The sequence below is a fragment of the Desulfovibrio desulfopostgatei genome (assembly GCF_053570645.1).
On sequence record NZ_JBRBQS010000002.1, the window covers coordinates 1,645,277 to 1,665,175 of the forward strand.

The window sequence follows — 19,899 nt, forward strand, 5'->3', positions numbered from 1 at the left end:
CAAAGTGCAGTCGCAATGCCGGGTATCCGGTCACTGCGACTGCACTTTTTGTAAATAATTCTGGCTAAATGTACGATCTTGCCCAAGGGGCTTACTGGCTACCAACAGGAAGATTGCCAGACCAGCAAAGGTCTACCGCGCGGCGGGCAGTCCAGCGCTTTCACGCAGACGGGCAACCTCGGCATCCGTAAGGGGCCGGGCCTTGCCGCTGGCCAGATCCCCAAGGCGCAATGAGCCTTGAGCAACACGACACAGGCGCAGAATGGTCAGCCCAAGATCACGACACATACGGCGAATCTGGCGGTTCAGGCCCTGACGCAGCACCATCTGCAACTGGGTATTGGCGCCAACCTGCTGAGCGATCACTTCCACAGGCATAATATCTTCACCTTCGGCAAGGTGCATGCCGCGCCGCATGATTTTGAGCGCCCCTTCAGGCACAGTGCCGCGCACAAGCACCTCATAGGTCTTGGGCTGGTGATGCCGGGGGTGGGTGAGGCGCTGGGCCAGTTGGCCATCATTGGTCAGCAGCAGCAATCCCTCAGAAAAATAGTCAAGTCTGCCAACAGGATACAGTCTGAGCGCCTTGTATTCAGGCGCAAGGCAATCCAGTACGGTGGGCCTGCCTTCCGGGTCGCTCACTGTGCAAACCACATGCACGGGCTTGTTGAGCATGAGGTAGGTATAGGACTGCGGGGCCGACAAAATGCGGCCATCCACGGCAATGCTTTCAAAGGGCAATACCTGACGCCCTGGGTTGGGCTCCGGCTTGCCGTCAACACTGACGCGCCCGGCAAGAATAAGCTCGTCTGCCTTGCGGCGCGAGCATAGACCAGTTGCGGCTATGGCCTTGTTAAGGCGTATGCCGTCAGCTGCATTGTCAGCATCGGGCTGAGACTTTGTGGGCGCGGCAGGCCGAGCAGGATGATCGGCGTCAGATTTAACGGCCTGGGGCTGCGCGGGTTTGCGTTGCGAAAAACCATCTCGGGCCTCACGGGCGTTCGGCTGAGTACCTGACCGTGAATCTGTCCGCGAATCAGAACGGCCATTTGGTCCATTGGCAGACCAGCTATCAGAACGGGGGGCATGATTCTTGCGCGCGTCCGCAGGCTGTTCCTTTTTATGGGAGCTGGTGGACGAACTGTTTTTGCTGCGGTTTCTGGCGGGTGATCCGGCATTGCCGGAATGTTTGGGCGGCACGGTGATTTCTCCTTGGCAAGATGCGCTCATGGTGCGTGAAGTGGAGCATGCCGTCAAGGGCAAGCAAGAAGCGCATGCATGGCTGACCTGCCATTACGGCGGTTTCCAATCTTCAAAAGTTTACATAATTATCATTATGGGACATTTATAAATACTGTATGCTGGGTGGACCGGGGTTCAAAACCAGCCCGAAAGTCTGCTTAGAATGCCATTGGCGGCACCACTGCCAAACCATCCACGCGCAGAGGTCTGAGCAATGTAAAATGAACAAGCCGCCATGAATTTTCCCGCCGTTCCATGAATTCGGATCAGCTCAGCCCGTGTATTCAGTTTTTCCGCAATCATTTGATCCTTTCCTTATATATAATGTCCCCGATTGCCGCTCATGAATCCTGTCCAGATCGACCAGCCCAATAAGGCCGAATGTCCACCTTCCAGATTCACGGCTACAACTCGCTGCGCAATCTCCTTAACAGGCGTAAAACCAGGGGCCAGCCTGCACTTGCTCCCGAAGCGGCTCTGACGTACAACACTGCCAACACTGGTTTTCAAGCAAGGAGTTTACATGGGCTTTGCCAACAGCTCTTGCAGCTTTACTCGGTTCCGTATTCTTGATCCTGTTCCGGCCACGCTCTGGCCGCAGATACTGGACAAACTGAAACAGTTCGCCATGCGCGACATTGACGATATTCCTGAAATGCAGGGCCAGGGATGGACCTGTTTTGAGGACATGCTCGATACTGACTGGGTGACGGCCCCGCCCCAGAAAGGCGCTTACATCGTGTTTTCCCTGCGGCTGGATATGCGGCGCATACCCGCTGGCGTGGTCAAAAAACACGTTGCTCTTGCCCTTAAGGAAGAAAAAAAGCGCATGGGCGAACAGGGCAAGAACTACATTGCCCGCGAGCGCAAAAAAGAACTCAAGGAGCAGGTGCTGCTGCGCCTGCGCTCCCGTTTTTTGCCTGTTCCCGGCGAATTCAACGTGCTCTGGGCCACAGACAAGAACGAAGTCTGGTTTGCGTCCACCCAGAACAAGATGATCGACCTCTTCCTGGAAGAGTTTCTCAAAACTTTTGAGCTGCACCTGGAGCAACTGACGCCCTACAATCTGGCGGTCTCCATGCTGGACGAAGAAAGCCTGATCCGCCTGGACAAGCTGGAACCCACGCAGTTCGCTCCCCTTTCCTGATGACGGCACGGAGACCCCATGAACATGCCCTATCTTGGCGAATCCACTGACAGCATTCTCGGCAAGGAATTTCTGACCTGGCTCTGGTACCAGAGCGACACCGCCCCCGGCGCGTTCACTGACAAGGACGGCGCGCCCTTTGCCGTTTCCATGGAACAGCGTATCGTGGTGGAAGGTGGCGAAGGTGATGCCCGCGAAACAGCCTCTGTTTCCGGCTCGCTCTCCCCTCTCCGCGAAGCCCGTTTTGGCCTCGGCAACGGCAAACAGGTCAGCCGCGCCCTGCTGCGCCTTGAAAAAGAAGAGCTTGCCTTTCAGGTCAGCCTAAAAGCTGAGGATTTCTGCCTCAACAGCCTCAAAACCCCCAAGCTCGACAAGGGCGACAGCGATGACGACCCGGACGCCCTCTTGCTGGAAAAGTTCTATCTTATGGAAGTGTGCACCGGCCTGCTGGATGCCCTGTACGCCCGCTTTCTGAAGCTGCGCCTCTCCTCTGGCTGGCAGAAGGAAGTGGACGACATGCGCCAGTGGATGACCCGCACGGAGTAAGCTTTTTTCATGAGCACCCTGCCCGCATCTGCCGCAAAAGGCCGCTTTTCCGGCCCGCTACTGCACGTTTTACGCAAAACGTTGTGGATGCTGCTTGTGCTGTGGGGCATCACCATTATCAGCTTCTGGGTCATCCATCTGGCCCCCGGCTCGCCCACAGATATGGAAACCACGCTCAATCCGCTGGCTGGCGCTGCGGCGCGTCAGCGGCTTGAGGTGCTTTACGGGCTTGATCGCCCCCTTTTCGTGCAGTACTGGGACTGGCTGACCCGCATCGTGCATCTGGATTTCGGCAACTCCATGTCTGCCGATTCCCGCCCGGTGCTGACCAAGATTCTTGAGCGCCTGCCCCTCACCGTGGGCATGAACGTTATTTCGCTGGTGCTCACCCTGCTCATTGCCATTCCGGTGGGCATTGTTTCCGCCTGCCGGCAGAATTCTCTACTGGACAAATCCGTTACCGTGCTGGTTTTTCTGGGTTTTGCCATGCCGTCCTTCTGGCTGGCCCTGCTGCTCATGATGTTTTTTGGCATCGAGCTGCAATGGCTGCCCATTTCCGGCCTTACATCCATGAATTACGAGCAGTTGAACGCCTGGGGCAAGTTTTGCGATCTGGCGCGGCATCTGGCCCTGCCCACACTGGTGTATACCGTGGGCGGGCTGGCTGGCATGTCGCGCTACATGCGCGCCTGCATGCTTGAAGTGCTGCGGCAGGATTACATTCTCACAGCGCGGGCCAAGGGGCTGGGCGCTGGCGCGGTTATCTGGCGGCATGCCCTGCGCAACGCGCTCTTGCCCGTCATAACCCTGCTGGGCCTTTCTGTGCCGGGGCTTATTGGCGGCAGCGTCATTATTGAGTCCATATTTGCCCTGCCTGGGCTGGGCCAGTTGTTTTACGGCGCTGTTATGGCGCGCGATTACACCATGATCATGGGGAATCTGGTGCTTGGGGCGGTGCTCACGCTCGCGGGCAACCTGCTGGCGGATTTCTGCTACGGGATCGCGGATCCGCGCATCCGCAACGCAAAGGACAACGCCTGATGCTGCCCCGCGCCGTCAAAAAGCTGCTTGGCCGCAACCTCATGCTTGCATTGGGGCTTGTTATTGTGCTTGCCATGTCGCTGGCCGCACTCCTTGCCCCGTGGATTGCGCCCTTTGACCCCAACGCCCTGCATCTGGACAATATTCTGGAGCCGCCCTCCTCCCGCTTTCTGTTCGGCACAGACCGCCTTGGGCGCGATGTTTTTTCCCGCCTGCTTTACGGCGGCAGGGTTTCGCTGTGGGTGGGCTTTGTGGCTGTGGGCATATCGGTCAGCATCGGCACGGTTCTTGGCCTCGTGAGCGGCTATTTCCGCCGATGGGTGGACGAGTGCATCATGCGCGTGGTTGATATAATGCTCTGCTTTCCGTCATTTTTTCTTATTCTGGCGGTTATCGCCTTTCTTGAACCCAATCTTACCAATATCATGGTGGTTATTGGGCTTACCTCGTGGATGGGCGTTACCCGCCTTGTACGCGCAGAGGCGCTTACCCTGCGCGAACGCGAATTTGTTGACGCCGCGCGGCTGGCAGGCACATCCACTGCGGGCATATTGTTTCGACATATACTGCCCAATGCCCTTGCGCCCGTGCTGATAACCGCTACACTGGGCGTTGCCGGGGCCATACTGGTAGAATCAAGTCTCAGCTTTCTGGGGCTTGGCGTGCAGCCCCCCGCAGCCAGTTGGGGCAACATGCTCATGGACGGCAAAGCCGTGATTGAAACCGCGCCCTGGCTGTCGGTGTATCCCGGTCTGGCCATCCTGGTAACGGTATTGGGCTATAATCTTCTGGGTGAAAGCCTGCGGGACATCTTTGATCCGCGCCTTCGCCAATAGCTTGAAATGTAAGGGCATCCAAGATAGTTAAAGTTTTACATTAAGTAAATAAACCGCCATAAAGATACATTAAAGCCATGCTTGAATACCTGCGCATTCGCAATCTGGCCCTCATTGAGGACATGGAACTGGAATTTTCGCCCGGCATGAACGTGCTGACGGGTGAAACCGGGGCGGGGAAGAGCTTTATCCTTAAAGCGCTGGGCTTTCTGCTTGGCGACAAGCTTTCGGCGGATATGGTTCGCGCGGGTGCTGAGCGCGCACAGGTAGAGGCCCTGTTCAGCACAAAAGATGCGGACATGGTTCTGCGGCGCGAAATTGTGGCGGAGACAGGCCGCAGCCGCCTGTACATCAACGATGAGCTGCGCTCGCAAGACAGCCTGCGCGACCTGCGCAACCGCCTTGTGGCCCACACCAGCCAGCACGCCCAGCAAAAATTGCTTCAATCTTCATTTCAGGCCAAACTGCTGGAAAGCGGCCTGAACTGCCCCGAGCTTCTGCACCAGCGGGACGACCTGCTTGCGCGCCTTCAGGCCAATGCGGTCCAGCGCTCTGCCCTGCTTGAGCGTCAGGCCGGGCTGGGCGAACGGCGCGAACTGCTTGAAATGCAGCAGCAGGAGATCGACAAGGTTTCTCCCGAAGAAGGCGAAGAAGAAAAGCTGGAAGAAATTCGCGCGCTGGCCCGCTCCATGGAGCACCAGCAGGAGAATTACGAGCAGGCGCTCATTTTGCTGCAAGGCGATGAGCAGGAAGGTGTGATCGACCAGTTGGGACAGCTTGAAAAGCTTTTGCAGCGCATGTGCCGGGAGGACGATTCCCTCCAGGCCGACGCCGACGCCGTGGCAGCCCTGCGCCAGCAGTTGGCCCACCTTGGCGGCAGGCTTCGCCGACCGCCTTCCCTGCCGGGGCTGGATGAAATGCCCGACATGGATCATCTGGAAGAGCGCCTGTTTGCCCTTGCGCAACTAAAGCGCAAGCTGCACAGAACCCTGCCGGAGATTCTTTCCCTGCGCGAAGAAATTTCCGAGAACCTTTCCTTCCTTGATGTCTGCGCGCTGGATATCACCCGGCTGGACAAGGAAGCGGCAGCTCTTGCCGCAGAGCTTGCCGCCGTGACCGCCCGCATCATCCCGGCCCGCCGCGAGGCGGCTGCCGCCATTGCCACCAAGCTTGAAAACGAACTTCGCCAGTTGGGCTTTTCAGATCAGGTGCGGGTATTGCCAGATTTTGCCGTGCAGGAAATCTGGCCCGGCGTTACTGACGAGCGCGGGCGCATCCTTTGGGCTCCTAACCCCGGCCAGCCCCCGCAACCGCTGGATAAAATAGCATCGGGCGGCGAACTTTCGCGCTTTTTGCTGGCGCTAGCCAGCGTGCAGCAGGATGACGAAGGCGCTACATTCATATTTGACGAGGTCGATGCAGGCGTTGGTGGCATGACCCTGAACAAGCTGGCCGAAAAGCTCTACGCACTGGCCGAAACGCGCCAGATGCTGCTCATCACCCACTGGCCGCAACTGGCGGCCCGCGCCCGCAGGCATTTTCAGATTGTTAAGATGGTGCGCGATGGGGAAACCTTTACCCTCTGCTCCCCCCTTAACAAGGAAGACCGCCACGCCGAGCTTGCGCGCATGGCAGGCGGCGGCGAACAGGGCGAGGCGTTGGCCCGCAGCCTGGAAAAATAGCACTCTGCAAATTTTGCCGTATGGTTTTGCCATGCGGCATTTTTCTTTCATCCTTGCCGCGACATTATCGTGCTGCGGCCAGTATCTACGCATCTTTCTGACAATTTTTTGACTTTTTCTAAACTTTTTGCCCCTTTTCAGGCCTGCAATTAGACTGGCACTTATCTTGCTAATACCATCCCCAGATAACGAAAAGGCAAATTTGACCATAGCCACAGGGGGAGCATGTGACTAACGAAAACAACAATTGCATAAGCGCCATGCTCCATATGCAAACTGGCGCTCCCGAAGCCGCCTCGCATGCACGGCACGGGCAGATAGCGGGGCAACCGCTTTCGGGCCTGGACGAAGCATCGGCCAGAACTTTGCGGTGTCTGGCAAAGGATGGCGAAGGGCTTGTTACGGCGCTTGAAGCTAGGCTTGATTCGCTTCAGGAAGCCTTTATGGACATGCTGAACACGCAGCTTGAAGAACGCCACCTCCGGCCCGAAGACCGCCTGCATGTGTATGTTTCGCCCGAGGGTACGCTGGTGGTTGAAGGCAACGACAACGACGCCAACCTGCTGTGCGACATCATCACGCGCAAGCCGGATTTGCAAAAGAGCTTTAAGCAGATGGCCCAGGTGGCCATGCTCTCGCACGGTGTAGAACTGGCAACCCAGATCCATAATGATATTATCGATCAGGTTGAAGAGGCCAATCCCCTGCTTGGGCACTACCATATGTGCCTCAAGGGGCCGCTCTCGCATTTCTACATCCGTTAGAGCTTGCCAAAGTCGAGCAAGCGACTTATTGTAATGCTTGACCAAATGGGGGCGCACTGGTTTCGACGGGGACGTGGAAGCCTTAGCGGCAGGTCGAGGCGCCGCTGGCCTCGTAAAAAGCGGCAACAAAAGTAATTGCCAACAACGATTACGACTACGCTTACGCTGCCTAAAAACAGCGAGGCAACGATCGCCTAGGCGGTCACGTCATTCTGGGCCATGTCTGATAACCCTGAATGGCGACACTTATCAGGCTGGCGGAAACTGGCTCTTACCGGGGTTTTCCGCGAGGAGTTTACCGGCGAGATTGCCGTGAGGCGCCCGGTCAGGGGCTACCACCACGGTGAAATTAATACCTGACATAAACCTGTAGATGCTTCGTGTGGACAGTTCTCGGACGGGGGTTCAACTCCCCCCGCCTCCACCAACCCCCACAAATTAAAGTGGCTTATACGATCTGGCTAAGACGTATAAGCCACTTTTTTGTTTGGCTAATTCTTTTTTCCGTTCAATTTCCACTCATTTCATTGAAAGGCAACCACACAGCATTGAAGCAAAAACTATTATAATGTACAAATTATCATTATCGCATAGAGGTAATAAAGCCTATGAATTTTAAGCCGCGCACCATTGATTCTCTTTCCGAAATGATTTGTGGAAACTTTCCACATGATGAAACATTTTTCATCTACCGTAGCAGTTCTCAGTTAACACGTTTTTTTCGACACTGTGATACCGATTATCGCCATGACGGGTCAACGCGCGACAAATGGGTTGCAGGAGTTCTTGAAGAAATTTTATCTGAATCCCACTCTAATGAGTTTACACCTCCTGAAATTTTTTCTCGTATAATTGACGTATTAATGGATAAAGAAGATGCAATTAATGAAAGTAGTGAACGCGTTCTCGCATTAGAAAAATTAAATATAACCCTGGCGAGAGAAGGATATGAAGCTTTTTACGCAGAAGATAACAGATGTTATTTACGCCATATAGAAACCAGCACAATAATTAATAGCCAACCAAACCCTAATAGACCTTTTTCCCAACATGAAATTCTTCGCAGAGAAAAACTTGTAAAATATTTTGACAGTATATCGGAAGATGGTCTTATTGAAACAATTCTATTGCCACTTTTTCGCCAACTGGGATTTCACAGAGTCACAGTATCTGGACATAAAGATAAATCACTTGAATACGGTAAAGATCTATGGATGAAATACACATTACCCACACGGCATACCTTATATTTTGGCATCCAAGTCAAAAAGACAAAAATTGATGCCTCTGGTGATAGCCGTTCAAAAAATACGAATATTGCAGAAATACACAATCAAGCCCTCATGATGCTTGGTCATGAAATATTTGACCATGATACAAGCAGGCGTGTGTTGGTTGACCATGCATACATAATATCTGGAAGTGAAATAACTAAACAGGCAAAAAACTGGTTGGGCGAAAAACTTGATATTTCAAAAAGAAGTCAAATCATATTTATGGACAGGGAAGATTTGCTTAATCTTTTTATTGTAACCAACCTACCGTTGCCAAATGAAAAGCAATCATCTGACACTCTGGATGAACTTCCATTCTAAAATGGAATTATGAAAAAAACATTATTTAAATATTTATAATTATATTTCAGATGGTAACTTTCCAACAACGTTGTTCTGTCACCAATCCATCGGCTTGCCCAGCGGCCCACGGGGGATATCCGGGCCAAAGGTATAGGCACCGGGGCGTTGTACGTCGCTCAGTTCTCGGCGGGCATGCAGAATCAGCTCCTTGTGCAGGGCTGGCCCGTCATAGCCCTGATGCGGCACCACAAAGGCTTTAAGTCTGTAGCCTTCATCCTGCCGCATCAGCCGCACTAGGCACTGTTTTACCCCTTCGTGGCGCTCGATGACCGAGGCCACATACTGGGGAAACACATTGATGCCGCCCACCTGCACGGCTTTGTCGATGCGCGCGCCCGGCCGCAGGTGCCGTTGGCCTGTCCAGGTTACGTTATCCATCAGAGGGTAGTGCTGCACCACGCCATCCGGCAGGCAGCGCACCAGCGCGTTGCCGTGCTCCCCTTCTCCCCGCGCCACATGAGGCAGCAGTTCATAATCGGCTTCCGGCTCAAAGCGGCCGCAAACCACACCCATCTCTGACGAGCCAAAAAATTCCATTACGCGAAAACCCTGCCGCTCCAGCGCATACATCACCTCGGGCGGCGTGGGCGATGTACCGGTCAGCAGGGTAATCCCCTGCCCCGCCTCTGAGCCGGAGGCCTGCCATCCCCGCATATCCACAATGCGCGACAGCAACAGCGGAATGCTGATAACAAGGTCGCCGGGGCGCATCTGCGCCTCAACCATTGTTGGCAGGGGCGGCACGCTGCGGATAGGCACCCCGAGGCTCAGGGGCAGCAGCAAGCCAAACGTAAAGCCGTACATATGATGCATGGGGACGGTAATCAGCGCCGAGGTTCTGTCCGCCACAATGGGTGCCAGACTGGTCACTTCCTGCCGGATATGGCTTTCCTTATGCGTGCAGGGCTTGGGCTTGCCTGTTGAGCCGGAAGTAAAAAACGTGAGCGAGCGGTCGCTGTTTTCCCACTGCTGCAAAACCTGTTGCGAAAAATCGCCGCACAGCCCGCCACCCTCGGGCGCGGCCGCAGTGGTGTGAAACATGGCATTGCACCGCTGCGCCATATTTTCCAGCGCAGTGGCACCAAGCCCAAGCGATTCCCAGCGCATGGATGCAAACTCATGCGGCGCGCGCGCCTCAAAGCTCAGCGGATTGCGCTGGCTCAACTCTGCCTGCGCCACGGATTGCACAATCGCCGTAACAGCCCTGAAATCAAGAATTGCAATCCGCTCAAGCGGCCAGGCCTCCATTACGCACCCCGCACTTCGATTAATGCCTGTCTGCCGCTTGCAGCAGCAGCGCAGACGCAGTTAACAGCTTCGGCCCTAGCCGTCTGCGGCATGTTCAAGGCCAGCATCACGTCCAGTGCGTGGGCCAGCGGCCCATGACCGTACAGATATTCATGATTAGTCCAGCCCGGCCCGGATGCGGCACCCGAGGCAAAGACAGGGCCGTCCGCCTCCGGCTCTTGCCCCCACCGCACTTGCAGCGAGGGCGCACCCGCAGCTTGCCTGCCCAGACACAGGGCAACGGCCCCTTCCGTCTGGGGGTGCCTGCTGCTTAAATATTCCGGGCAGCAGCGGGAAAAACGGCTGTCAGTTTCGTCCACCGCGCACAGCAGCACCCTCTCGGCCCGGCCCGCACCCAGCAGGGCTGCCGCCGTGCTCACGGCACCGGCGAAAGAAAGCTCAAACTGCGAAATGGTAAAACACGGCCCCTCAATGCCAAGCAGCAGGCTGAGCAGGCCTGCGCCCATATTATTGACGGCATGCGAAAAGGCCGTTGGCGAGGAAAGATGTGGCCCGTTATCCAGAATGGAATCCATGAAATCCATGCTCATCTGTGAGCTGCTGTAGGCAGTGCCAAAAACAAGAGCTGTACGGTGCAGCACTTCTTTTTGCCGCCAGCCCGCCGCATCCAGAGCCTGCACGCAGGCCAGAAGCGCCATACGTGCATAGCGGGGAATGCGGCGCAGCGACACGCCCGGCAGCAATGCCGCGAGTGAAGAAATATCGGGGGCAGATATGGCAGGCGCTTGCCCTTGCTGTATGGCTGCAAGGGCTTCCTTGCCGCCAATGCTGTGCACTAGCCCGGTTCCCGCCACAGAAAGCGCAGCACTGCTCATGGCTTTACCCTCCCCAGAACCAGAGCGGCATTGCCGCCGCCAAAACCCAGCGAGGTTGAAAGCGCAAATGGAGAAGATACCGCAAGGGCGCTCTGCGTGGGCGCAAAACCTATTTCAGGGTCAATGGTGAAGAACCCCGGCGAGGCCGGAACCGTGCCGTTGCGCAGGGCCGCGAGCGTCAGCACTGCTTCCAGCGCGCCAGCGGCCCCGAGGGTGTGCCACGTGCCCCCCTTGCTGGCCCATACGGGCACCCCCGGAAGCAGGGTGCGCAAAAGCCGTCCTTCAACCTTGTCGTTCTCCCGGGTAGACGTGCCATGCGCGTTCACAAAGGCCATATCCGCCGCTGTGAGGCCTGCCTGCTCCAGAGCCGAGCCGATGGCGAATGCAAGCCCCCGCCCTTCCGGATGCGGCGCGGTAAAATGGTGCGCGTCAGAGGCGTTGCCGTAGCCCAGCACATGTCCGAGCACGGCGGCATTGCGTTCGCGGGCATGCTCGATGCTTTCCAAAACAAGCGCGGCTGCGCCTTCGCCAAGGTTCAGGCCTTTGCGGTCGCGGTCAAAGGGGCGGCACGGCTGGTCGGAATATATCATCAACCGCGCAAAACCCGTATGCGGTACAAGGCTCAGGGCATCGGCGCCGCCGCAAAGCACGCACTGGCACTGGCCTGTGGTGATGAGATCCATTGCCAGACCAATGGCATCCGCGCCGGATGTGCAGGCATCGGTAACGGTAAGGCGCGGGCCGTGGGCCTCCACGTCCATCTCCAGCGCAAGATTGGCGCTGAAGTAGTCGTCGCGGTCAGCCCCCTGTGCGCAGGAGCATACAGATGATGCTGATTCCGCAACCTGCTCTGGCGTGGTTCCACGGCTGGCGGCGTAAGACTCCAGAAAATGCGATGCGCTCCCGGCGGTTGTGCCAAGCACAATGCCCGCCTCAAGCAACAGATGTTGGGGCAGCGCGGCTTCGGCCAGCGCGCTATGGCACACGGCCCTTGTGAGCGTGAGGGTATCCTGCGCGGAATGCTTGCGCCCGCCGGGAAAGTGCTTTTCAGCAAGCCCGAAAAACGGATATGGCAAGGCCCGGCTGTCCAGCACGCTAGCCGCAACAAGCCCGCCCCGCCCGCTTTGCAGGCCATCCAGAACCGCAGCCGGGCTATCGCCAGCCGCGCACAGGCAGGCCATGCCTGTTACAACAACGCCTGAACCGTGCTGCATTGTTTTTCTCACGCCTGCGCTTTGCGGGCGCAGATAAAGTCTGCAAGGCCGCTCACTGAGGTAAAGGCCTTGCGGGCTTCCTCGGCATCAGCAATGGCTACGCCAAAATGCTTTTCAACCACGACCACAAGCTCCACCGCGTCCAGCGAATCCAGCATCAGGCCGGAATCTCCAAATAGCGGGGCCGAGGAATCAATGTCTTCCACGGTAACGTCTTCGAGGCGCAGACCATCAATAATCGCCGCTTTCAGGGCGGATTCCATTTCGTTTTTTGTCATCATTGCGACCACATATCGTAAAAATTAAAGAACTGGTACGGGTGCCGTTCCACAACAGTCTCCAGAGCTGCGGCAAACTGTTGCGCATACGGCTGAAAAACAGAAACATCGCGGCGCGGCAAACCAGCGGGAACCGCCAGCCGCTCAGCCATAAAAACTCTGGTGATGCCTTTTTCGCGCACGGTGAAGAGCATGAGCAGTTCCGCCCCCGTGATGGAGGCAAGCGCATAGGCGCTGGCAGGAATGCGGATGCTCCCCCCCATGAAGGCTACATCAACGCCCTGCCCCGCCTGACGCGTACCGTGCATCCGGTCGCCCATCAGGCAGACAACTTCGCCGCGCCGTAGCGCTGCGGCGGCCTCGACCATGGAACCCACAGGGTCCGCCGAATCAATGATCTTGAACGGCCTGCCCCTGCCGTGCTGGAAGTAGTGTTTGCCCTGATCCTCGGGATTGTGCAACTGCACCACGTTCACCGGGCGGTCAAACTGCTCAAGCCCCGCAATGCCCACCTGCCAAGCGCCAATGTGGGCTGTCAGCACAATGCAGCCATGCGGGTTGGCCCCTGCCTCGGCAAATCGCTGCCGCACCTGCTGGTCCGTTTCGCAGAAAGGAAATCGCCCGGTCACTCCGGCAATCATCCTGTCCAGCAATACCTGCCCGAAATTCAGATACAGGCGGTAGGCATGCACAAACCTGCCCAAGGCCCCAGCGCGGGGGAAACGGCGGCCAATATAGGCCGCACAACGCTGACGCACATGAGGCAGCATGGCATAATACAACACAACAAAGGCCAGCACCACTCGCGCTGCAAAGAGCATCCGGCAGCGCACCAGAACCTCAAAAAAACCGTACTGAAGCCGGGAGCCAAGTACGGCTGTTATGGGGCGTTTAGTCTGCAAGGCCGCTCCCTTTGCCGCCCCCTTGCGGAATGGACACCATGCCGCGCGCCGCAAGGTAGGCCAGCGCACCCACTATGGCCCCTGCCAGCAGACCAAGCAAAGGGGCAAGAACAAGCGCGCCCGCAAACCAGTCGAGTATGCGCTGGGGAGCTTCATAGCCGAGGGTCTGCACAGAAAATTCCGTCAGCCAGCTACCTTTGCGCAGCCTGTAACCAAGCAAAACCCCAAGGCCCGGCACAAATGGGGGCCACGTGAGCGGGATCATTGCCAGCGCGCAGAGCCTGTTGAGCCGCAGCCAGCCAATGCACAGCAGGAGCAGAATACTCTGCAAGCCCGGCAAGGGCAGTGTGGAAACAGCTATGGCAACAGCAGCGGAGCGCCCCAATTGCCACGGCGTGGCCCTGTCCGCAAGCAGGCGGCGCAGGGAATCCATAGGGCGCAGCAAGGATATGCTGCCCTGTCCGTCTACGCTGTGCTGGCGAAAGGGCACAGGCACAAGAGCGCGAATGGTCAGCCGCGTATTCAGCAGAGAAATGCGCACATTGTCCTTGAGCGCCTTGAAGTGAGAAATGCGCTCTTCCCTCGGCGGATAATACACCCGAATGTCAATTTCGCGCACGTCAAATCCGGCCCATGCGGCGCGCACCAGCACTTCAATCTCAAAGGCGTAGCCCGGCTCCGTGAATTTCAGGCAATCCAGCACGCGCAAGGGATAGGCGCGGAAGCCGCTTTGCATGTCGCGCACCCGCTCCCCTGTCTGCACCCGCATCCAGAAGGCGGAAAACGCCCTGCCAAAACGGGACGAGCCCGGCACGTGCGGCACGTTGAAATCGCGGCAGCCCACAATAATTGCGCCGGGGTGCTGCGCAATGGCCTGCAAAAAAAGGGGGATATCCTCCGGGTAGTGCTGCCCGTCGGCATCCAGCGTTATCATGTGCGTTGCGCCAAGCCGGGCGGCCTCTGCCGCGCCAGACAACAGGGCCGCGCCCTTGCCGCCGTTGCGCGGCAGGCGCGCCAAGGTAATGGGCAGGCCCTCCAGACTGTCAGCACTGCCGTCTGTGGAGCCGTCGTCCACCACAATGACCGTGCGGCACTGGTTCAGGGCCCGCTGCACCACATCGCGCAGGCCTTCACGGTGGTTGTACACCGGAATGACCACGGCAATTACTGGCGCCATGCGACCTTGCCCTGACGCCACTGTGCGCAGAATTCGCGGTAAAAGGCTGGCGGCTCCATGAGCAGGTTGCCGTCCAGATCGAGCATGAGCTGGGTTGTGCTGGCGGTGGTGGTCACAAGCCCTGCCGCGTCTTCAATGCGGTATTCAAAATCCAGCACTGCGGCCTCATTCCAGAACAGTTCCGCATGGATGGTGTATGTCTGGCCGTAGAGCAGCGGATGGTGGAAATCCAGATGAAAAAGCTTGAGCGGCACCACAACTCCATTATCTCGAAAATCCAGATAACTCAGACCATAGGCGCGGCCCATGGCCTCCCGGCCATCCTCAAGCCAGCTGGCATAGCGGCCATGCCACATGAAGCGCACGGCATCCACCTCTTCAAAGCGCACCGTGCGCTGGACGCTGACGCAGAGAGAAGGCACCTCCGGCGCGCTACGGCGGCGAGGGCGTGAAGCGCGGTGCAGGCTCATGGGGCTGCCACCTCCACCTGTATGCGGGCTGCCAGCGTTTCGCCGCTGTGCAGGGTGCATTCCCAGCGTCCCTCACGCCGTCCCTTGCTCAGGGTCAGCAAAATATCCACATCCGGCCCAAGCGGCGCAAGGAATTTGGCCTGCGGCACGCAGGCCAGATCAGCGGATTGCCCTATTGCTTCAAGTGCAACCTGAGCCATGAGCACCTGAACCACAGCGGGCAACACAGGATGCCCCGGAAAATGCCCGGCAAACACCGCACTGTCCGCCGCAAAACAAAAGCTCTGCCGCCACGCGCCCTGCTCGGGCAGATGTTCCAACTGGCTGGCCGCATGCAAGACGGCACGACGCATCACGCTCATAAATGCGAAATCTCCACAAAGTACATATCCATGGTCATTCCGTCCTGCTCATTGTACACGCCATTCAATCCATCCGCTGATGGATTGAACCGAGCCTTCCAGCCTTTGCCTTCAAGGTTCGTCAGCGCCGTATCCTGACCGAGAGCAGGCAATATTCTGTATACGGCCACACCAGCGCGAACAAGCAGGATGGCGGCCTCCCTGCCCATACCTTCCGCCGGGGTGCATTGCATTTTTACAGACTGCGCACCTGTTGCACCCTTTGGCTCACTGTCTGGCGCAACATCCGGGCTGTACGTGCAGACGCCCAGAGTTCTGCCATGTGGCAGAATAAGCGCCAGACTCCCGCCGGATTCAGTCATTTGCACTTCGCCCTGCACAGGCGCGCTTTGCCCGGCAAGGGTCAGCCGCGCGCCAAACTGCGCCACCAGCGAACCGCTCTGCTGGCTTGCCTGAATCGGCGGCAACTGCACCGTACGCTTTTGCGCGCCGCAAGCTGCAAGCAAACCCACAATCAGCAGCAAGCCTATGTAGCGCAGGGCCTTCATGCCTGTTTTCCTTGCGTCCGGCAGAGTCTGGGCAAAAGCCACAAGGCCACAGGAACCTCCACAATCAAACCCCAGAAAATAACTTCACCCATAGCTTTAAGGGCTGGGTGTTGCGCAAGGGCCAACAGCCCCATGCCCGTGAATGTGGTGAGCGAAGACACAACAACCGCCCGCTCCACGCCCATTTTCACCCCGCTGACAAGATCATGCGTGACCACAATGCCATGGTCTGCCGCAAGGCCCAGCACCAGCGGCATTGCCGCCATGCCCGCCAATGTTAGCGGGTGGCTGGTAATGGACATCCACGCAAGTATACATGCAACGGAACACAACGGAGGCAAAGATGCAAGCAAGGTTCGCCGCGCATCGCGAAAGTATAAAAACAGAAGCGCCAGACAGGCCATCCAGGCCAGAGGCACAAGCCGCTTTTCCATACCAAGCTGCTGCAACAGCGTTGTTTCAAGCTCGCCGGGGGCCAGCGCCATTGTCTGCGCGGCGAGGGCAGGCTCAAGACGGCTCACATCCGCCTTTTTGCCGGTAAAGAGCAAAAGCCTAGCCGTGTGGTCATCAGCTTGCGGCGCATGCAAAAAGACATCTACCATTTCACCCAGACCTGCGGCGCGCAGCACTGACGGATCAAATTGCGCCACCGGGCGTTCAAGCAACTGCGCAAAGGGGGCAAAGGCTTCAGCAGTGAATCCGTAACGCTGCGCGGCAGAGGCCAAAAGAGCCTGAACACGCGGCCCTTCCGCCTTTGCAAAGGCCTCCCAACGCTGCACGTTGGCCTGCGCCTGCTCTGGCGAAGGCCACACATCGGTAAGGGTGCCGATCTTGTTTTCCGGCTCCTGAACGCGCAGGGCCTGCGCTACGGCGCGGCCATTGGCAAGGGCCGCGTCTGTTGTCGGGCCTTCAACCACGAGGATGTTACTGTCGCGCGATCCCCAGATGTCCTTGAGCTTCTCGCCGTCCTGCTGCAATTGCGCCATATCCGCCCCCATTGTGCGGGGCGAAACATCCACGCGCACAATGGAAAACAAGGCGTAGCACAGCAGCAACAATCCAAAAACACTCGCAAAGACACGCAGAGGCACAGGCTGACGCGGCGCTGTATTTTCCTTACGCACAGGCAGGGGCGGCGTATTGAACCAGGGGCATATGGGGAGCACAACAACCGCCAGCGCAAAGCCCGCGCTCAAGGTAAGCAGGGCAAAAAGGGCCAGCTGGCGCACCGCCGGAATGCCCGAAAGCAGCAATACGGCAAAGCCGGAAGCATTGACCAGATATCCCTGAAACAGAGGCGGCGTAATATGCTCCAGCACACTCTCTGTTGAGTCGCCGCTACGCAGGGCAAAATGCATATGCACGGCGTAGTCTTCCGCCACGCCAAGTACGGACGCTCCAAAACCCAAGGCCAACCCGGAGAGCGCTGGCGTGAGCAGGGTCATGCCGCCCAGGGCGAAGCTGGCGGCAAACGCGGGCACCAGCATAAGCCACAGGGCACCGCGCGAGCGCACCAGCAAGGCGTACACCAGCACAAACCCCAGCATGGAAAAAAAGACGATATTGGTCACATCGCGCTGGATAACCTGCGCGTTGACGGCGCTGTGCCTGTGCCCACCCACCACAAGGCCCTGCATGTCCGGCGCGAGGTGTTTCTGCATGGCGGCATGGATGGTGTCCATCAACCGAGCGGCGGCGCTGACATCGTGCAGGGAATGGGCTGGTCGCAGCACCAGCAACAGATGTTTGCCGTCCGCGCTCACAGGATAACCCAGCACAGGGTCAGGCATGGCCCCGGCATGCTCTGCTGGCAGGCGTGAAAGCACAAATCGGCGCAAGCTCAGTGGGTCGGCCCGCAGCCAGTCCTGCGCCGGGCCAGCGGCAAGAAGGCTGTTCAGATTGTTGTGAGCCGAGCGCACGGCGGCATCAATCTGCGAGGCATCTGTTGCCTGTTGCAGTTGGGCCAACGTGGCATCATCCATAAAATACGGCAGCAGGGCCATGAGCGCCTGGGCATCGGGCGTGCCCACGGCCCCCACCCTTTCGGCCATATCCGGCGGCAGATCGCCCACGATGGCATCGGCAGCGCCTGCAAGCGCATACTTTCCGCCATGACGCTCTGTGGAAAGATCAATAAACAGCAGGCCAGAAGCCGGGGAAACATCCAGAGCTTTGGCCATGCGGCGCACTTGCGGCGCATCGTCAGGGAAAAAGGCCATACTGCTGGAATCTGGCTGCATCCGGGCGGCCAACAAGGCAAAAACCGCCCAGCACAAGAGAACCAGGCTGAATCCCAGAATCTTGTGTGAGCGTAACCAGCAATGGAGCCTGACAATGAAAGGCTTGCCCATAGGCCTACTGACCATCGCTCCCCGCTGCCTCAAGCACGGCGCAGGGTGCTGGCAAGGCCTCGTTGACCCGTGTTTGCTTAAAGATAATGCGCACCGTGTCGCCATTACGTTCCGTAAAGGTCAACTGGCGTACACTCTTGAGGTCCTCGGCAAAGGTTACTTCAAGCTTTGCAAAAAAAGACTGCCGGAGGGGATACAGTTGCAGCATGGGTTTGTCGGCCTGCGGGCGCTCAAGCCTGTAGGTGGCGCGCAGAGCCGCCGGGTCTATGCTGATCCAGTCCAGAATATTGCGGATAATGGCTGTAATAACACTGGATTCCCGTTCATTGGCAGGGCGCGTTGCTTCCGGCGATCCTTCCCACAATGCGCCCTTCCCATTTTTGTAGACAAAGCCAGAGGCAAGAGGACGGGTATACGCCCAAAGCAGGCTGTCGGCTGGTTGAAAACCATTGGCATCCTTGCTGGTTGCGCGCTCCTGAACACTGGACGCTTGGACGCCCCGGCGCAGGCAAAAATAGCCTTGCGAGGTCATGGGGCGGGCCAAAACGGTCATGGATTTTTCCTGCACAAAATCAGCGCTCAGGCTGGCAATGCCAGCACTTTGCTTTGCGGCAGCATCCAGCAGAGCCTCGGCGCTTGCAAACGGCTGCCCCTGCGCAACCGCAGAGGTAGGCAGCGCGGTAAAAGCCATAATAAACCCAGCCAAAAGCAGCATGCCCGCAGATGAACGCATCAGGCCGTTTCCTCCGGCATAAATATCTTGAACTGCCCGGTGGCCAGCAGTTGCCCCTCGGCATGCACCTCGCCGTCAACCACCGCAATTTCGCCAAGTCTGGCTGAAACACGCACCACGACGTCCAGGCGCTGCCCCACATGTGCGTCGGCATGCACGGTTACATCGCGCAAGGCGGCAAGGTAGCCCCAACCCGCGCAGGCACCACCTGCCGCAAGCAGGCTGGCCCCGGCCCCGGCGGCAAAACACTGGGCCATAATCTCCGCATAGGCCACGCGCTCAAGCTTGCCGTCAGGCCGCAGAAAGGGATTACCATCCCGCACTGCCGCCGTTGCCCGCGCTTCTTCCGAGCTAAAGCTTTCAAGTCCGCTCAGAAGAAGCATGGGGGCACGGTGCGGCACAATGGCCGTAAGAGACTGCTGCGAATCAGTATTCACTGCTCGCCACATTCCGGCGGATGTTCTGGTCAAGAATGCCTACCCACTTGTTGTAATTGGGGTGGATAACAGCGCTACCGTCGCTCTTGGCCTTGTATTCCATATTGGTGCTGGCCTTGTAGTTGATGCTGTAATGCGTGGCCGTATAGGGGATGGAGACCACCACAGTGTGCTTGTTGCGCACCATGATTGTAGCTTCAATCGTGTTGGAGGAAGGTTCAGAAACGCGCCAGCCGGTATCAGCGCAGGCTTTGACGATGGCATCGTGCATCTTTTTTTCAGAAATATTCTTGCTGGCTTCGGCCGAGGGGAAGTCATAGGCAAAAGTGCCCACAGGCTGGCCAAAACGGCAGCCAATGGCCGCAAGAGTCATCACCAGCACCGTAAGCAAAAGATATTTTTTCATTAC

The 19,899-nt window shown here is 57.7% G+C and carries 22 protein-coding genes and 1 other RNA gene; 8 read left to right on the plus strand and 15 right to left on the minus strand.

All coding sequences use genetic code 11. The annotated features are described in order from the left end of the window. Positions 1-132: 132 nt before the first annotated feature. Both ACUZ9Q_RS07220 and ACUZ9Q_RS07225 read right to left on the minus strand, forming a co-directional pair. Entirely contained in the window at positions 133-1,200 is a 1,068-nt protein-coding gene (locus ACUZ9Q_RS07220) for a pseudouridine synthase (RefSeq protein WP_449247611.1), read from the minus strand. A gap of 177 nt (positions 1,201-1,377) precedes the next feature. Further along, positions 1,378-1,545, minus strand: a complete 168-nt coding sequence (locus ACUZ9Q_RS07225) for a hypothetical protein (RefSeq protein WP_449247612.1) — start codon at positions 1,543-1,545, stop codon at positions 1,378-1,380. Positions 1,546-1,765: 220 nt separating this feature from the next. Between ACUZ9Q_RS07225 and rdgC the strand changes: the two genes are divergently transcribed. From rdgC to ACUZ9Q_RS07265, 8 genes are all read left to right on the plus strand, one after another. Further along, positions 1,766-2,389 (plus strand): recombination-associated protein RdgC, encoded by a 624-nt coding sequence (rdgC, locus tag ACUZ9Q_RS07230; protein ID WP_215647629.1) that lies wholly within the window; start codon positions 1,766-1,768, stop codon positions 2,387-2,389. Positions 2,390-2,407: 18 nt separating this feature from the next. Beyond that, positions 2,408-2,935, plus strand: a complete 528-nt coding sequence (locus ACUZ9Q_RS07235) for a hypothetical protein (RefSeq protein WP_209817391.1) — start codon at positions 2,408-2,410, stop codon at positions 2,933-2,935. 9 nt (positions 2,936-2,944) lie between these two features. Next, on the plus strand, positions 2,945-3,976 hold the full coding sequence (locus ACUZ9Q_RS07240) for an ABC transporter permease (RefSeq protein WP_449247613.1): 1,032 nt from the start codon (positions 2,945-2,947) through the stop codon (positions 3,974-3,976). Next, complete coding sequence (locus tag ACUZ9Q_RS07245) at positions 3,976-4,812, plus strand: ABC transporter permease (RefSeq protein ID WP_215647627.1); 837 nt, start codon at positions 3,976-3,978, stop codon at positions 4,810-4,812. The genes ACUZ9Q_RS07240 and ACUZ9Q_RS07245 overlap by 1 nt, the downstream gene beginning before the upstream one ends. A gap of 77 nt (positions 4,813-4,889) precedes the next feature. Next, positions 4,890-6,494, plus strand: coding sequence for an AAA family ATPase (locus tag ACUZ9Q_RS07250; protein WP_449247614.1), 1,605 nt, complete (start codon positions 4,890-4,892; stop codon positions 6,492-6,494). Positions 6,495-6,721: 227 nt separating this feature from the next. After that, positions 6,722-7,258 (plus strand): hypothetical protein, encoded by a 537-nt coding sequence (locus ACUZ9Q_RS07255; protein ID WP_449247615.1) that lies wholly within the window; start codon positions 6,722-6,724, stop codon positions 7,256-7,258. A gap of 47 nt (positions 7,259-7,305) precedes the next feature. Further along, positions 7,306-7,685: a transfer-messenger RNA gene (gene ssrA, locus ACUZ9Q_RS07260) on the plus strand. A 181-nt stretch (positions 7,686-7,866) separates the two neighbouring features. Next, entirely contained in the window at positions 7,867-8,853 is a 987-nt protein-coding gene (locus ACUZ9Q_RS07265; RefSeq protein ID WP_298997494.1) for a hypothetical protein, read from the plus strand. A 78-nt stretch (positions 8,854-8,931) separates the two neighbouring features. Here the strand turns inward: ACUZ9Q_RS07265 and ACUZ9Q_RS07270 are convergent, their stop codons facing one another. The 13 genes from ACUZ9Q_RS07270 to ACUZ9Q_RS07330 form a co-directional block, all read right to left on the minus strand. Further along, the gene (locus ACUZ9Q_RS07270; RefSeq protein ID WP_449247616.1) at positions 8,932-10,143 is read right to left on the minus strand and encodes an AMP-binding protein; all 1,212 of its coding nucleotides are present in this window, start codon (positions 10,141-10,143) and stop codon (positions 8,932-8,934) included. Next, entirely contained in the window at positions 10,143-11,018 is an 876-nt protein-coding gene (locus tag ACUZ9Q_RS07275) for a beta-ketoacyl synthase chain length factor (protein ID WP_449247617.1), read from the minus strand. Before ACUZ9Q_RS07275 ends, ACUZ9Q_RS07270 begins: the two co-directional genes overlap by 1 nt. After that, a complete protein-coding gene (locus tag ACUZ9Q_RS07280; RefSeq protein WP_449247618.1) occupies positions 11,015-12,232 on the minus strand; it encodes a beta-ketoacyl-[acyl-carrier-protein] synthase family protein in 1,218 nt (405 codons plus the stop codon). Before ACUZ9Q_RS07280 ends, ACUZ9Q_RS07275 begins: the two co-directional genes overlap by 4 nt. An 8-nt stretch (positions 12,233-12,240) precedes the next feature. Further along, positions 12,241-12,513, minus strand: a complete 273-nt coding sequence (locus ACUZ9Q_RS07285) for a phosphopantetheine-binding protein (RefSeq protein WP_371740758.1) — start codon at positions 12,511-12,513, stop codon at positions 12,241-12,243. Beyond that, complete coding sequence (locus tag ACUZ9Q_RS07290) at positions 12,510-13,412, minus strand: LpxL/LpxP family acyltransferase (protein ID WP_449247619.1); 903 nt, start codon at positions 13,410-13,412, stop codon at positions 12,510-12,512. Before ACUZ9Q_RS07290 ends, ACUZ9Q_RS07285 begins: the two co-directional genes overlap by 4 nt. Beyond that, positions 13,402-14,589, minus strand: a complete 1,188-nt coding sequence (locus tag ACUZ9Q_RS07295; RefSeq protein WP_449247620.1) for a DUF2062 domain-containing protein — start codon at positions 14,587-14,589, stop codon at positions 13,402-13,404. The genes ACUZ9Q_RS07290 and ACUZ9Q_RS07295 overlap by 11 nt, the downstream gene beginning before the upstream one ends. Beyond that, a complete protein-coding gene (locus tag ACUZ9Q_RS07300; protein ID WP_449247621.1) occupies positions 14,577-15,059 on the minus strand; it encodes an acyl-CoA thioesterase in 483 nt (160 codons plus the stop codon). The genes ACUZ9Q_RS07295 and ACUZ9Q_RS07300 overlap by 13 nt, the downstream gene beginning before the upstream one ends. Next, positions 15,056-15,421, minus strand: coding sequence for a hypothetical protein (locus tag ACUZ9Q_RS07305; protein ID WP_449247622.1), 366 nt, complete (start codon positions 15,419-15,421; stop codon positions 15,056-15,058). The genes ACUZ9Q_RS07300 and ACUZ9Q_RS07305 overlap by 4 nt, the downstream gene beginning before the upstream one ends. Next, the gene (locus tag ACUZ9Q_RS07310) at positions 15,418-15,969 is read right to left on the minus strand and encodes a hypothetical protein (protein ID WP_449247623.1); all 552 of its coding nucleotides are present in this window, start codon (positions 15,967-15,969) and stop codon (positions 15,418-15,420) included. The genes ACUZ9Q_RS07305 and ACUZ9Q_RS07310 overlap by 4 nt, the downstream gene beginning before the upstream one ends. Further along, positions 15,966-18,209, minus strand: a complete 2,244-nt coding sequence (locus tag ACUZ9Q_RS07315; protein ID WP_449247624.1) for a hypothetical protein — start codon at positions 18,207-18,209, stop codon at positions 15,966-15,968. The genes ACUZ9Q_RS07310 and ACUZ9Q_RS07315 overlap by 4 nt, the downstream gene beginning before the upstream one ends. 115 nt (positions 18,210-18,324) lie before the next feature. Continuing rightward, positions 18,325-19,053, minus strand: a complete 729-nt coding sequence (locus ACUZ9Q_RS07320; RefSeq protein WP_227118364.1) for an outer membrane lipoprotein carrier protein LolA — start codon at positions 19,051-19,053, stop codon at positions 18,325-18,327. Continuing rightward, on the minus strand, positions 19,053-19,490 hold the full coding sequence (locus tag ACUZ9Q_RS07325) for a 3-hydroxyacyl-ACP dehydratase (protein ID WP_449247625.1): 438 nt from the start codon (positions 19,488-19,490) through the stop codon (positions 19,053-19,055). The genes ACUZ9Q_RS07320 and ACUZ9Q_RS07325 overlap by 1 nt, the downstream gene beginning before the upstream one ends. Continuing rightward, positions 19,480-19,896, minus strand: a complete 417-nt coding sequence (locus tag ACUZ9Q_RS07330; RefSeq protein ID WP_192111801.1) for a hypothetical protein — start codon at positions 19,894-19,896, stop codon at positions 19,480-19,482. The genes ACUZ9Q_RS07325 and ACUZ9Q_RS07330 overlap by 11 nt, the downstream gene beginning before the upstream one ends. Positions 19,897-19,899 lie beyond the last annotated feature (3 nt).